This is a genomic window from Ureibacillus terrenus, from assembly GCF_006569205.1.
Classification (GTDB): domain Bacteria; phylum Bacillota; class Bacilli; order Bacillales_A; family Planococcaceae; genus Ureibacillus; species Ureibacillus terrenus.
Genome location: NZ_VIGD01000005.1, coordinates 19,480 through 32,881, shown reverse-complemented (window position 1 = coordinate 32,881; position 13,402 = coordinate 19,480). Strand labels below are relative to the sequence as shown.

The following is a 13,402-nucleotide window of genomic DNA, read 5'->3' as shown; positions in this document are numbered from 1 at the left end:
TACAAATATCCTAGCATTGCGTATACTATACTTCAAATATCTGTTATATATGGTTGGGATATGCAACTCATATGGGAGGGGTGTCGGATTTTGGATATTAGGCAACTGAGATATTTTGTTACGGTGGCGGAGGAAGGGCAGATTACGAGGGCTGCCAGAAAATTGAATATGGCGCAGCCGCCGCTCAGCCAGCAATTAAAATCCATCGAGGAAGAATTAGGTACGAATCTGTTTTACCGGAACAGCAGAAATGTCGAATTGACGGAAGCGGGTGCATTGTTGTACAAGCGGGCCGTCAGCATACTTCATCAATTGGAAGATGCCCTTGTCGAAGTGAAGGAGACCGGGGACGGATTAAGGGGGATGCTGTCGCTGGGAGCTTCCAAATCGTGCGCATTAAATTACCTGCCGGATCGCATCAAGGAATTTCGGAACAAGTATCCGTTGACTACTTTTAAAATATTGGACGGGCATCCGTACCAAGTGGTCAAGTTTTTGGAAGAAAGATTGGTGGAAATGGCGGTTGTCCGATTTGCTTCCGACCAGCATTTGGATTTTGAGTCCAAAACGCTGAAAATCGAACCTTATGTTTTATTTGTCCCAAAGCAATGGAATTGGGATTCAGGCCGGGGATCAATATCGATGAAGGAACTGGAGGGTATCCCGCTCATCACGGTGGTCCAGGATGATGCCGTCTATAATTCTTTTTACGATTTATGCCTGAAGCAGGGAATCAAATTAAACATCATCGGCGAATGCCATGATGCCGCCACCATTTTTTCGCTTGTCTCTTCCGGACTGGGAGCGACAGTAATGCCCCAATCCACTTATTATCTAAAAACGAAACTGGACATTCAAATCGTTGAAATTGAAGATTGCACTCTGTACAATAAGACCTCCCTCATATGGGACAAAAAACGCCCCCTCTCGAAAGTTGCGCAGCGCTTCATTGAAATGTTCTGATTGGCAGGGGGTATTTTTTTGATATGTGAATTTGGAAGTATATGAAAAAGATAATAGTTGGAAAATGAAAGAAAGGAGAGTTTGAGGCTGTTCAAACCCTCCTTTCTTTTTTTGCCGGTATTGTCAATGTCTTTATGTATTTTTATGGCGGGCAAGAGAGGCAAAATCGCAGTACCGGTATCTCCTCCGATGACTTAGGAGGAAAAAATAACCATATATTTTTCATATAGTACGGCTATAAAACAGATATTGGTAATATGAATTGAACCGTGCTAAATTTTTTAATAAACAGAATATTCGAAACTTTAAAGTTTCCTAGACGCAGGAGGTATCTATGAAAATCTTAGTTTTACTTAAACAAACATTTGATACAGAAGAACAGATTGAGCTTTTCGATGGGGAAGTAAATGAAAACGGTGTCAAATATATCATTAATCCCTATGATGAATACGCGCTGGAAGAAGCGGTTGCGGTGAAAGAGAAATATGGCGGGGAAGTGACGGCGGTGACGGTCGGCCCTGACCGGGCGGAATCGGCATTGCGACATGCTTTGGCGGTGGGGGTGGACCGGGCGATCATCGTCAATGACGAGTCGCTATTCGGCGATGAATATACCATCTCCAAAGTATTGGCTGCAGTCGCAAAGCAGGATTCCTATGATTTGATTTTCTGTGGACATATGGCCGTTGATGACGGCGCCGCACAGGTAGGCCCGCGTTTGGCGGAGGAATTGGGAATCCCGCATATCACCACCATCACCAATTTCGAAATCGAAGACGGAAAAGTCAAGGTGGAGAAAGACGTTGAAGGCGATGTGGAAGTGATTGAAGCGGATATGCCTGTATTGGTAACAGCCCAGCAGGGATTAAACGAACCCCGTTATCCTTCGCTTCCGGGGATTATGAAAGCGAAGAAAAAAACAATCGAGCGTCTGGAAGCGGAAGATTTGGACATCGATATAGAAGAAATTGCGCCTAAAACCGAGATTGTTGGGCAATATTTGCCGGAGAGAAAGAAAGCCGGAAAAGTCTTAAAGGGAGACATCGGCGAACAAGTATTTGAATTGGTGGAATTATTGAGAAACGAAGCGAAAGTCATTATTTAACAGCTTTAGTCGATGTTGAAAGGGAGATGGAAATGAGTAAAAACGTACTGGTCGTAGCGGAAAGACGTGACGGAGTTTTAAGAAATGTTTCGCTGGAAGTGCTATCTGCGGCACGGAAAATTGCAAATGGAGGAACAGTCACGGCGGTAGTCTTCGGAAAAGGTCCCGGAGGCGAAGCGCAGCAATTGGCCCGGCATGGAGCGGATCGGGTGTATGTCGTGACGAATGAGGAACTGAATGCCTATTCGACGGATGCCTATTCCCAGGCGTTCATGGAAGTGTTTAGTATTGTGGAGCCCGATGCGGTGCTGATCGGCCATACGGCAACGGGAAGGGACTTGGCTCCGAGGGTCGCGGCGCGTCTGAATGCAGGGCTGATCTCCGACTGTACAGGACTTGAAGTAAATGGCGATGATGTTGTTTTCATTCGCCCGGTATATGCGGGCAAGCTGTTCCAAAAGAAAAGGGTGAAGGAAGGCATCATTTTTGCAACCATCCGTCCCAACAATCTTCCGGTATCAGAACCGGATACAGGGCGCAATGCGGAAGTGACCGAAGTAAGAGCGCAGATTGCGGATATTCGTACGGTGATCAAAGAAGTTGTCAAGAAGACTGCCGGAAAGGTCGACTTGACGGAAGCGAAAATCATCGTTTCCGGGGGACGAGGAGTGAAAAGTGCGGAAGGATTCAAGCCCCTTTATGAATTGGCGGAAGTGCTCGGGGCGGCCGTCGGGGCATCCCGTGCGGCATGCGATGCGGGATATTGCGATTATTCCATGCAAGTCGGACAAACCGGCAAAGTCGTTACGCCGGATTTGTACATCGCCTGCGGGATTTCGGGAGCTGTGCAGCATTTGGCGGGAATGTCCAACTCTAAAATCATCGTCGCGATTAACAAAGATCCGGATGCCCCGATTTTCAAAGTGGCGGATTACGGCATAGTCGGCGATCTTTTTGAGGTGGTTCCTTTATTAACGGAAGAATTCAAAAAAGTTTTGGTTTGAGGGGAGAAGAAAAATGGTGAATGTTCTTTCAGGCATTACGGTCATTGACATTACGCAGAATGTGGCGGGCCCCTTTTGTTCCCAGCTGCTGGGCGATTTGGGGGCGACGGTGATCAAAATCGAACGGCCGGTTCACGGGGATGATACAAGACATTGGCACCCGCCGCTATGGGGGGAAGAATCTTCCACATTTTTGGCATTGAACCGGAACAAAAAAAGTGTATGCGTCGATTTGAATGATCCGAAAGGGCAACAAATCATCCATGAACTTTGCAAAAAAGCGGATATATTCATCCACAGCCTGAAGCCGGGCAGCGAAGAATCCAGGAACTTGGATTATGAAACGCTGAAGGAGATCAACCCTTCTTTGATTTATGCGTCCATCAGCGCATTCGGCGATAAAGGAAAGATGAAACATAAGCCGGGTTACGACCCGTTGATTCAGGCATACAGCGGCATCATGAGCTTGACTGGGCATGAAGGGGAAGATCCGGTCCGGGTAGGAGTGTCCATCGTGGATATGGCTACGGGCATGTGGTGTCTGATCGGCATTTTAAGCGCATTGCATGAGAGGAACAAAACCGGCAAGGGCAGCAAAGTCTCAAGCAGCCTCCTTGAAACAGGCATCGCATGGGTGACGTTGCAAATGTCCACTTACCTCGCATCCGGCAAATTGCCCAGAAAATGGGGAACCGGTATGTCGACGACCGTGCCATATCAGGCCTTCAAAACGAAGGGAGGGCAATGGGCGATCATTGCGGCCGGAAACAATCGCTTATTTAAAAACCTGTGTACTGCTCTCCAAATGCCGGAGCTAGTGGAGGATCCCCGCTTTGAAACGAATGCGGACCGGGTTCGGCACAGGGATGAGCTGCGGAAGCTGATTGAAGAACGCACTGTCCGATACGAATTGGATGAGCTTGTGGATCTGATGGAGAAACATAGCGTGCCGTGCTGTCCGATCAACACCCTGGACAGGGTGTTAAATGACGAGCAGGTAAATGCCCTTGAAATCATCAAGAAAATTGAAGGCTTCCGCGTGAAAGATTTCCGGATCATCGACCTGCCGTTCCGGATCAATGATGAACGCGGACAATTGCAATCATTGCCGCCGCTGCTTGGCGAGCATACCGAAGAAGTATTAGCTTCATTGAACATGACAGAAGACGAGCTTGAACAATTGAAAAGCGCGAGTGTCGTCGGTTAGGAGGTGAAGGGACATGGGTTTGCCCCGGCATGTGGAATTATATGAGGTTGGACCGAGGGAAGGTTTTCAATCGGAAACGAACCCCATTTCAACGGAAGCTAAAATCAAATTTGTCAACGCCTTAAGCGGTGCAGGCCTCAGACATATTGAAGTCACTTCGTTTGTCAGTCCCAAATGGGTTCCCCAAATGGCGGATGCGGAACAAGTGCTCTCAGGAATTGACCGTGTGCCTGGAGTGGCATATAGGGCAGCCTTTTTGAATCTGAAGGGACTTGAACGGGCGATTCAAAGCGGCGTCACGCTGGACGGCAGCCTCGTGCTGTCCGCGAGCAATACGTTTTCAAAACGGAACATGAACAAAACCACGGATGAAATGTTTGAAACGTTGCCGGAATGGATTGAAGCATACAAGGCCGCGAATATCCGGGTAAAGCAGATGGGATTTATGGCAGCCTTTGGATGCAACTTTGAAGGCTACATTTATCTGGATCATTTAATCCGGCTCATGGAAGATGTCATCAATCTCGCTGCCAGCTACGGAGAAAATATCGAAAAAGTGAAATTGGCGGATACGATGGGGTGGGCAAATCCCGAACAAATCAAACGCACAATACGCACAATCCAGGATAAGTGGCCGGATTTGAACATTCATTTGCATTTGCACGATACTCGCGGTCTCGGCTTGGCCAATGTGTATGCGGCATTGCAGGAAGGAATTTGGGAATTTGATACGGCCATTGGCGGCCTTGGCGGATGTCCATTTGCCGCCGTAAAAGGGGCGCCGGGCAATGTCGCAACAGAGGATGTCGCCTTTTTATGCGAAGAAATGGGCATCGAAACAGGGTTGAATCTTGAAGCATTGGTGGAATGCGCTAAATTGGCCGAACAAATTGTAGGCCGCCAATTGCCCGGACACCTGGCAAAAGGCGGAGTACTGCCGGAAATTCGTCCAAAATCTTGGATGGCAGTGCAAGGATCATAAAAACTCAAAAACAAAAGGATGGGGGAAATCGCAATGGGTGTAGCATTAACTGATTTACATCAGGACATTCGTGAAGGAGTGCGCGAAATTTGTTCGCGCTTCGACCAGGATTATTGGAGAAAATCGCATGAGGAGCACCGTTATCCGACAGAATTTGTAAAAGCCATGAGCGATGCCGGCTGGCTGGGCGCATTGATTCCGGAAGAGTACGGAGGATCCGGTTTAGGTTTTCTTGAAGGCGCAATCATTTTGGAGGAAATCAACCGTTCCGGCGGCAATGCCAACCAGGTGCACGCCCAATTGTATACAATGGGCGCATTGCTTCGCCACGGAAGCGAAGAATTGAAACGCAGATATCTGCCTCAAATTGCAAGCGGAGAGCTTCGCCTTCAGACATTTGCGGTAACGGAGCCGGATGCGGGCACAGATACGACAAAGATTAAAACGAGAGCCGTAAAAAAAGGCGACAAATACATCATCAACGGGCAAAAAATCTTTATTTCACGCTTCAATAATACGGATTTGCTGCTGCTTTTGGCGCGTACGACGCCGCTTGACCAGGTGCAAAAGAAAACCCACGGAATCAGCTTGTTCCTTGTCGATAAACGCGAAGTTCCGGAAGGGCAGATCGAGGCGACACCGATCGATACAATGCTGGGAGGAGATACGAACCAATTGTTCTTCAATGATCTTGAAGTGCCGGCGGAAAACTTGATCGGCGAAGAAGGTCGCGGTTTATATTGCGTCATGGACGGCATGGTTGCCGAACGGATTTTGGTATCCGGTTCGGCATTGGGAAATGGAAAATATTTCATTGATCAGGCGGTTAATTATGGAAACCAGCGAATCGTTTTCGACCGTCCGATTACGCAGAACCAGGGCATCCAGTTCCCGATTGCCAAAGCATACATGGAACTCCGCGCCGCGGAAGCATTGCTGTATGAAGCCGCAAGAAAATTCGACGAAAAAGATCCGACGGCCGGAGCGGACGCGAACATGGCAAAATACTTATGCTCCGAAGCGGCGTACAACGCGGCGGAAGCATGCATGCAGACTTTCGGAGGCTATGCGGCGGCAAATGAATACCATATTAACCGCAAATGGATGCAAACCAGAATGATGAAAATTGCCCCAATTTCTTCAAATCTGATCTTAAGTTACGTGGGCCAACATGTGTTGAAAATGCCGCGTTCTTTTTAAGGAAGGAGGCGCAGCCGGTGAAAGTGGATACAAAGTACGAAATGTTGAAAGTGGAGTTTCTCGGTGAAAACGATGAAATTTTGGTCGTCACTTTAAACCGTCCGGAAGTATTGAATGCCATGAATACGCAGCTTTTGGAAGAAAGGCTCGAATTGTTCAGGGAACAGGCCTATAACGAGTCGTTGCGCTGCGTGGTCATTACGGGAGCGGGAGACAAAGCGTTCAGTACAGGCGGCGATTTAAAAGAGCGGAATGGCATGAGCAACTCAAATTGGAGAAGGCAGCATCAAATCATCGAAGAATTGGTGCTGTTGACCCGGGATTTTCCGGTTCCCGTAATCGCGGCTGTGGAAGGATATGCCCTTGCAGGAGGCTGTGAATTGGCTTTGTCGGCTGATTTCATCATCGCCTCCGAAACGGCCGTCTTCGGATTGTCCGAAGCATTGCGCGGAATTTTGCCGGGCGGCGGCGGATTGCAGAATTTGTCTCGCGCCATCGGAATCCGGAGAGCGAAAGAATTGATTTATACCGGACGCAAAATCAATGCGGCTTTGGCCTATGAATGGGGGATGGTGAACCGGGTGGTCCCAAAAGGCAAAGCGCTGGAGACGGCGATCGAAATTGCCAAGGAAATCACGGAAAGCGCCCCAATGGCGGTCCGGGCGGCCAAAGTGTCGATCAATAAAGGTTCGGATACGGACTTCCATACAGCTTATGCACTGGATATTGCGGCCTACAATTTGTTGGTTACTTCTGAAGACCGGTTAGAAGGGGTGGCTGCCTTTAATGAGAAGCGCAAACCGAAATGGAAAAACCGGTAAAGATTTTCTGGATAAACTGGTGGCGTTCATTCAAGAAACCGCCTATGAAGAGCTCCCGGAAAACTTAAAAGTGCTGGCGAAACAGGCAATCATCGACACAATCGGCGTCTCCTTGGCGGGATGGCATGAACCTGCGGTGGAAAAAGTGAAGAGCATCTATAAAGATCAGCAAGGGGACGCTTCCCTTTGGGGAGAGCGCACCAAAGCGGAGTTGGAGCGTGCGGCGATCATCAACGGAACCGCATCCCATGTATTGGATTATGATGATGCTTCTCCGGGCGTAATCATCCACCCGAGCGCGCCGATCCTTGCAGCGATTACGCCGATTGCCGAACATCTGAAAAGTTCCGGGAAAGAAGTGATCACCGCCTATGCAATCGGGACAGAAGCAATGGTACGCACCGGAGAAGTGATGGGCATCCGGCATTATCACAGCGGCTGGCATGCGACAAGCACCCTTGGCGTGATTGGTGCTGCCAGCGCCTGCGCATATTTGCAACGCCTGAACGGGGAGCAGTGCAAAAATGCGATTGCCATCGCCGCTTCCCTTGCCGGAGGGCTTCAAAAGAATTTCGGTTCGATGGTGAAGCCGCTCCATGTCGGCTTGGCAGCGGCAGGCGCCATACAGGCTGTCCGACTTGCCGGCCAGGATTTTACAGGCAATCATGAAATTTTTGAGGAACGGGGATTTTTCCATGCATTCAGCGATTTGGACGATGATGAAATCCGCAGTCGAAAACAGGCTGTTCAGTTCGGCCGGCCTTTCGATTTGCCGACGGGCTTGTCGGTGAAAAAGTACCCGTGCTGTTTCGCCACGCACCGGTTTATTCATGGTGCGTTGCTATTAAAGAATGAACACCATCTTCAAATCGATCAGATAGATGAAATTATTTTGAAGGCACAAGAAAGAAGTTTGCTGCCGCTGATCCATTCAAGGCCAAAGACGGGGCTTGAGGCAAAATTCAGCGCCGAATATACAGTACTGGCCGCATTATTGGACGGCTATGTCCGTTTATCCAGTTTTACGGATGCCCGTGTGCAGCGTCCGGAAATTCAAAGCCGCCTTCCGAAAGTCCGGGTGTCAAAGCTGGAGGAAACGGTGGAAGACTGGAAACTCAACCGGCGTTTGCCGGTTGAAATCCAAATCAGAACGAAGGATGGAAAAGTTTTCGAAACATCCGTTCAGCATCCTCCGGGTTCGATCGAGATTCCGTTGAGCGATGAAGAACATCGGGAAAAATGGAGCAGCTGCGTCGCCTTTTTTATCGGAACGGAATCGGAGGAAATCGAAGCTGCGGCAAATGAAATTTATGAAAACGGTTTGAAATTGGAAGGATATACCCATTTTGGCGGGTGGTTGCATGAAATGCAAGAAAAGTTGTCTGACTGCAAAGCCGGACAATCGGTTTAAACATTCAGGGAAAAGAAGGGGAAGAGTATGAAATGAAAATTGCGTTGTTCAATGATCATCAAGTCGGAGTTGTAGTCGGTGAAAAGATTTATGACGTCTCGGATATCGTGGAGTGGGATCATACGGATCCTCAGGCTTCATTGGTGAAATTCATGGAAGATTATGGGCACTTAAAATCCAAAATTGAAGCAAACCTGGATTCGTGCCCTTCCCGTCCATTGGAAGAAGTGGCGTTGCGCGCTCCGGTTCCCAATCCTGGCAAAATTGTCGCGGCTCCGGTCAATTATCTTTTGCACCAGGAGGAAATGAATGCCGCTTTGACGGTCGATCGCCTCGGTTTCTTCCTGAAAGCGCCTTCATCCATTATCGGTCCGAACGAAAAGGTATTATTGCCGTTCAGGGACCGCCGGATCGATCATGAGGCGGAAATCGCCTTTGTCATCGGAAAAAAAGCAAAAGATGTAAAAGCGGAAGACGCGCCAAATTACATTTTCGGCTATCTCGCATTAATGGATATCACGGTGAGGGGAAAAGAAGATCGTCCTTGGCGCAAATCCTTTGATACATTTACGCCAATCGGGCCATGGATTGTCACAGGAGATGAAATCGGTAATCCGAATGAAGTCCAATTGAAGTTGTGGGTCAATGATGAATTGCGTCAAAACGCGAACACAAGGGACCTGATCTATGATTGCTACAAGTTTTTGGAAGCGGCATCCAGCGTTATGACATTGCTTCCGGGCGACATCGTTACAACCGGCACCCCGGAAGGCGTAGGTCCAATCACTGAGGGAGACACGGTGCGCATCCAAATCGAACGAATCGGAGAGTTTTCGGTTCAAGTGGAATACAAACCGGGTGTATAAACCCGATCATCCATGTTTCTATTTGCCTGGTCTCAAGGGTTGCAATGTTCAGTTGCAACTAAATCAATAAAAAATCTGAAAGCGGGGGTTATGATGGCAGAAATCAAAAAACAACAATGGACGCCGGAATTGGCCGAATTCCACAAAGAACTGGGGGATAAAAATATGGGGCCGTTATGGGCTTCCGTATTCAGCGCCCCGGAGCCAAAGCCGAGAGCGGTACCGTATTTGTGGAAAGGCGAATTGATTTTGGAAATGCTTGAAAAAGCGAAAGAATTGTTGAAAGTCGGGGTAGGTTCCATTGACCGGCGGGCGGTGTATCTCATCAATCCCGGGATGAAGCATTTGGAGCCCCATGGTTGGGGAGGAGCGACGCAAACACTCTATGCGGCTGTGCAGGCATTGAATCCCGGGGAGCTCGCACCACCGCACCGCCACATGACATCCGCCATGCGCTTCATTATGAAAGGCAAAGGGGCGTCAGGGGTTGTCAACGGCGTGAAATACACTTTTGAACCGGGAGACTTTGTCATTACGCCGGAATGGTGCTGGCATGACCATGTCAATGAGGGCAACGAAACGGTATTTTGGATGGACGTTTTGGATATTCCGTTTACTTCTGCGTTGACAAGTTCGTTTTTGGAAATGTATCCGGAAAGCAGGCAGCCGGTTGAGCATCCGGTGGATTTTGGCACAAAGCGCTATGCCGGGGGAATGGTGCGCCCGATTTCCGACCGCCGTCCGTCTCCGGCTCCCCTTGGACGCTATAAATATGATTTAACAATACAGGCAATCGATGGTCTGAAAGAATTGGAACCGGATCCGTTCGATGCATATATCGTGGAATACATCAACCCATCGAACGGAAAAGACGCGAACGGACGCATCGGCGCGCGGATGCAAAAATTGCCTCCAAAATTCAAAGGGAAAGCGCACCGCCACACCCATAGCGTCGTGTATAACGTTTACAAGGGATCGGGCTATACGGTGATGAACGGCGTCCGTTTTGACTGGAAAGCGGGAGACATCTTCGTATTGCCGGCATGGACATGGCATGAGCATGTCAACACATCCGGGACCGAGGATGCCGTGCTGTTCTCCGCCAATGATTTGCCGATTATGGAAGCGTTCGGGTTTGAACGGGAAGAGGCGTATACAGAAAACGGAGGGCATCAGGAAATCAAGTCCGAATTCGTTCCTGAATATTCGAAAAATTCAGTTTATATAAAATGAAAACATTTAAAGGAGTGGTGTGAATGGGAAACATTGAAGAGGTAATTGTTGTCGGCGGAGGCATAGGCGGGTTGGCGGCTGCATATGGCATCGGCAAATTGGGAAAAAAAGTGACGGTGATCGAGCAGGCACCTGCATTTGGTGAAGTCGGCGCGGGATTGCAGCTTGGACCAAACGGGCTGCGCGCATTGGATGCCTTGGGCGTTTTGGATGAAGTGTATCAACATGCCGTCTTCCCTCGGCGCCATGTATTCATGGATGCATTAAGCGGAAAAGAATTATCCTCCGTGCAATTCGGGGAGGCTTTTGAAAAAACATTTGGCTATCCATATATTGTGATTCACCGGTCCGATTTGCACAGCGTCTTATTGAAAGCATGCGAAAAGTTGAATAATATCCGATTTTTGACAAATCATCGGCTCGAATCGGTCGAAGAATTTGACGATTATGTGGAACTGCGGTGTGAAAACGGGGCAACCTTGAAGGGAAAATTGGTGATTGGCGCGGACGGCATCCGCTCCGTTGTCCGGCAGAAACTGATCAACCGCAATTCCAAGCCGGTGCCTGCCCGTTATGTGGCATACCGTTTCACGGTACCGATGTCCGAAATGACCATTAATATCGATTGGGATGAAAAACTTACTTGGATCGGCCCCGGCATCCACCTTGTACAGTACCCGGTGCGCCATAAGAGCGTCATCAACCAGGTTGCGGTATTCGAAAGCCAAAACTATAACGAGGAAAACGATGATTGGGGAACAATCGATGAACTCTATGACATGTTCAAAGATTGCTGTCCGACGGTGAAAGAGTCCATCAAATTTGCCGAGAGAGGCTTTGTTTCAAAGTTGCATGACATCAATCCATTGGAAAAATGGTCAACAAAGCGTGTAACCCTATTGGGCGACAGCGCCCATGCCATGTTGCAATATTTAGCGCAAGGTGCCTGCCAGGCATTGGAAGACACCGTTTGCCTGGTGGAAAAATTGAAAGAACATGAAGCGGATTTGGCGAAAGCATTGGATGAATATCAAAAAGAGCGAATTCCGAGAGCTTCCCAGGTCCAACGGGGCGCGCGGATGTGGGGAAAAATCAAACATGCAAAAGAAGATCATGCAAGATTGCTGCGGGATACGATCATGTTGAACCGCACGCCGGACGATTACACATATTTGGAATGGCTGTACAAAGACCGGAAATTGGCATCGGTTTAATAATGAATACACGGAATTGAAGGATGGGGCGTCTTAAAGGGATTTAGGCGTCCCATTTGCGGCAAATGGAAGTAAAAATTGTTCCGGAAATTGCAAGGACCCATATTTTACATAAAAAGCGGTCCTGCCATGGAAATGAAGGCGCTTATTATAAAACAATGATTATCAACAAAGGGGAATCAATATGGGAAGAACAAGGAAAGGTCCATTAGAAGGGGTGCGCGTGATTGATTTATCGACGGTCATTGCCGCTCCTTTTGGTGCAACACTTCTGGCGGATTTTGGAGCTGATGTCATTAAGGTGGAGATGCCCAAAAAAGGGGATCCGCTTCGAAATTTGGGGCCTTATTACAACGGTGAAGGGCTGCGTTGGCCAGGGCTTTCCCGCAATAAAAAATCCTTGACGCTGGATTTGCACCATGAGGAAGGAAAAGAAATTTTGCGCAAACTTGTCAAAAAAACGGACATCCTCATCGAAAACTTCCGGACCGGCACCCTCGAAAAATGGGGGATCGGCTATCAAGATTTGAAAAAAATCAATCCCGACCTGATCATGATCCGGGTTACCGGATATGGTCAAACGGGGCCGTATGCTTATAAGGCCGGCTTCGGTACGCCGGCCACTGCGTTCAGCGGATTCACCTATCTGCACGGCTATCCGGATCGTCCGCCAATCAGCCCGTCATTTTCATTGACGGATTATGTGACGGGAATTTATGTGGCGTTCTCGGCGGTGATGGCGCTGTATCATCGCGATTGCCATGAAGATGGCACAGGCCAATATATAGATGTCAGCCTATATGAATCTATGTTCAGAATGATGGAATTTTTGGTCGCGGATTATGATGTGACCGGAAATATTAAAGAACGGACGCCGGGATTGAGCGGACATTCCGCGCCGGCAGGGAATTTTTTAACGAAAGACGGAAGCTGGGTCATTTTGGTCACAAGCTCCGATAAGACATTCGAGCGGCTGGCAAAGGCGATGGGACGGGAAGACATGCTCACGGACGAAAGATATTATACAAATTCCGAACGGTTGAAACGTTTTGATGAAGTCAACGGCATCGTGGCGGACTGGGTCAAAACGAAAACAAAAGAAGAATTGCAGAAACTGTTGGATGAGTACGGGGTTCCAATGAGCCCGATTTACAGCATTAAGGATATTTTTGAAGATCCGCATTACAAAGCGCGGGAAAACATCGTGGAAGTGGATCATCCTCGGCTGGGCAAGGTAAAAATTCCTGGCGTTGTACCGAAATTTTCGGAAACGCCTGGAGCCATCCGGCAAATCGCCCCGGATTTGGGCGAACATACGGAAGACATTTTAAAAAATCTATTGGAACTTGATGATGAAACGATTGAAAGATTGAAAGAAAAAAATGTGATTTAGAGG

The 13,402-nt window shown here is 48.5% G+C and carries 12 protein-coding genes; all 12 read left to right on the top strand.

The window, feature by feature from the left end; all coding sequences use genetic code 11:
• The first annotated feature begins 90 nt into the window (after positions 1 to 90).
• The 12 genes from FKZ59_RS05000 to FKZ59_RS04945 all read left to right on the top strand — a co-directional run bounded on the left by FKZ59_RS05000 (position 91) and on the right by FKZ59_RS04945 (position 13,399).
• Positions 91 to 963 (top strand): LysR family transcriptional regulator, encoded by an 873-nt coding sequence (locus tag FKZ59_RS05000; protein WP_181733181.1) that lies wholly within the window; start codon positions 91 to 93, stop codon positions 961 to 963.
• A 334-nt stretch (positions 964 to 1,297) separates the two neighbouring features.
• Positions 1,298 to 2,068: an electron transfer flavoprotein subunit beta/FixA family protein gene (locus FKZ59_RS04995; protein ID WP_141601655.1), complete on the top strand. Its 771-nt coding sequence runs from the start codon at positions 1,298 to 1,300 to the stop codon at positions 2,066 to 2,068.
• Between the two features lie 32 nt (positions 2,069 to 2,100).
• Positions 2,101 to 3,072 carry an electron transfer flavoprotein subunit alpha/FixB family protein gene (locus tag FKZ59_RS04990; protein WP_141601654.1) on the top strand — a complete coding sequence of 324 codons (972 nt, stop codon included), beginning with the start codon at positions 2,101 to 2,103 and terminating at the stop codon, positions 3,070 to 3,072.
• A gap of 13 nt (positions 3,073 to 3,085) precedes the next feature.
• Complete coding sequence (locus tag FKZ59_RS04985) at positions 3,086 to 4,279, top strand: CaiB/BaiF CoA transferase family protein (protein WP_141601653.1); 1,194 nt, start codon at positions 3,086 to 3,088, stop codon at positions 4,277 to 4,279.
• A gap of 13 nt (positions 4,280 to 4,292) precedes the next feature.
• The gene (locus FKZ59_RS04980; RefSeq protein WP_141601652.1) at positions 4,293 to 5,261 is read left to right on the top strand and encodes a hydroxymethylglutaryl-CoA lyase; all 969 of its coding nucleotides are present in this window, start codon (positions 4,293 to 4,295) and stop codon (positions 5,259 to 5,261) included.
• A gap of 33 nt (positions 5,262 to 5,294) precedes the next feature.
• Positions 5,295 to 6,461 (top strand): acyl-CoA dehydrogenase family protein, encoded by a 1,167-nt coding sequence (locus FKZ59_RS04975; RefSeq protein ID WP_141601651.1) that lies wholly within the window; start codon positions 5,295 to 5,297, stop codon positions 6,459 to 6,461.
• 17 nt (positions 6,462 to 6,478) lie between these two features.
• Positions 6,479 to 7,282, top strand: a complete 804-nt coding sequence (locus tag FKZ59_RS04970; protein ID WP_246045821.1) for an enoyl-CoA hydratase/isomerase family protein — start codon at positions 6,479 to 6,481, stop codon at positions 7,280 to 7,282.
• Positions 7,248 to 8,693 (top strand): MmgE/PrpD family protein, encoded by a 1,446-nt coding sequence (locus FKZ59_RS04965; protein WP_141601650.1) that lies wholly within the window; start codon positions 7,248 to 7,250, stop codon positions 8,691 to 8,693. The genes FKZ59_RS04970 and FKZ59_RS04965 overlap by 35 nt, the downstream gene beginning before the upstream one ends.
• A 32-nt stretch (positions 8,694 to 8,725) precedes the next feature.
• On the top strand, positions 8,726 to 9,559 hold the full coding sequence (locus tag FKZ59_RS04960; protein WP_141601649.1) for a fumarylacetoacetate hydrolase family protein: 834 nt from the start codon (positions 8,726 to 8,728) through the stop codon (positions 9,557 to 9,559).
• A gap of 93 nt (positions 9,560 to 9,652) precedes the next feature.
• Positions 9,653 to 10,792: a cupin domain-containing protein gene (locus FKZ59_RS04955; RefSeq protein ID WP_141601648.1), complete on the top strand. Its 1,140-nt coding sequence runs from the start codon at positions 9,653 to 9,655 to the stop codon at positions 10,790 to 10,792.
• A gap of 23 nt (positions 10,793 to 10,815) precedes the next feature.
• Positions 10,816 to 12,006 (top strand): FAD-dependent monooxygenase, encoded by a 1,191-nt coding sequence (locus FKZ59_RS04950; protein WP_141601647.1) that lies wholly within the window; start codon positions 10,816 to 10,818, stop codon positions 12,004 to 12,006.
• Between the two features lie 184 nt (positions 12,007 to 12,190).
• A complete protein-coding gene (locus FKZ59_RS04945; RefSeq protein WP_141601646.1) occupies positions 12,191 to 13,399 on the top strand; it encodes a CaiB/BaiF CoA transferase family protein in 1,209 nt (402 codons plus the stop codon).
• Positions 13,400 to 13,402: the final 3 nt, after the last annotated feature.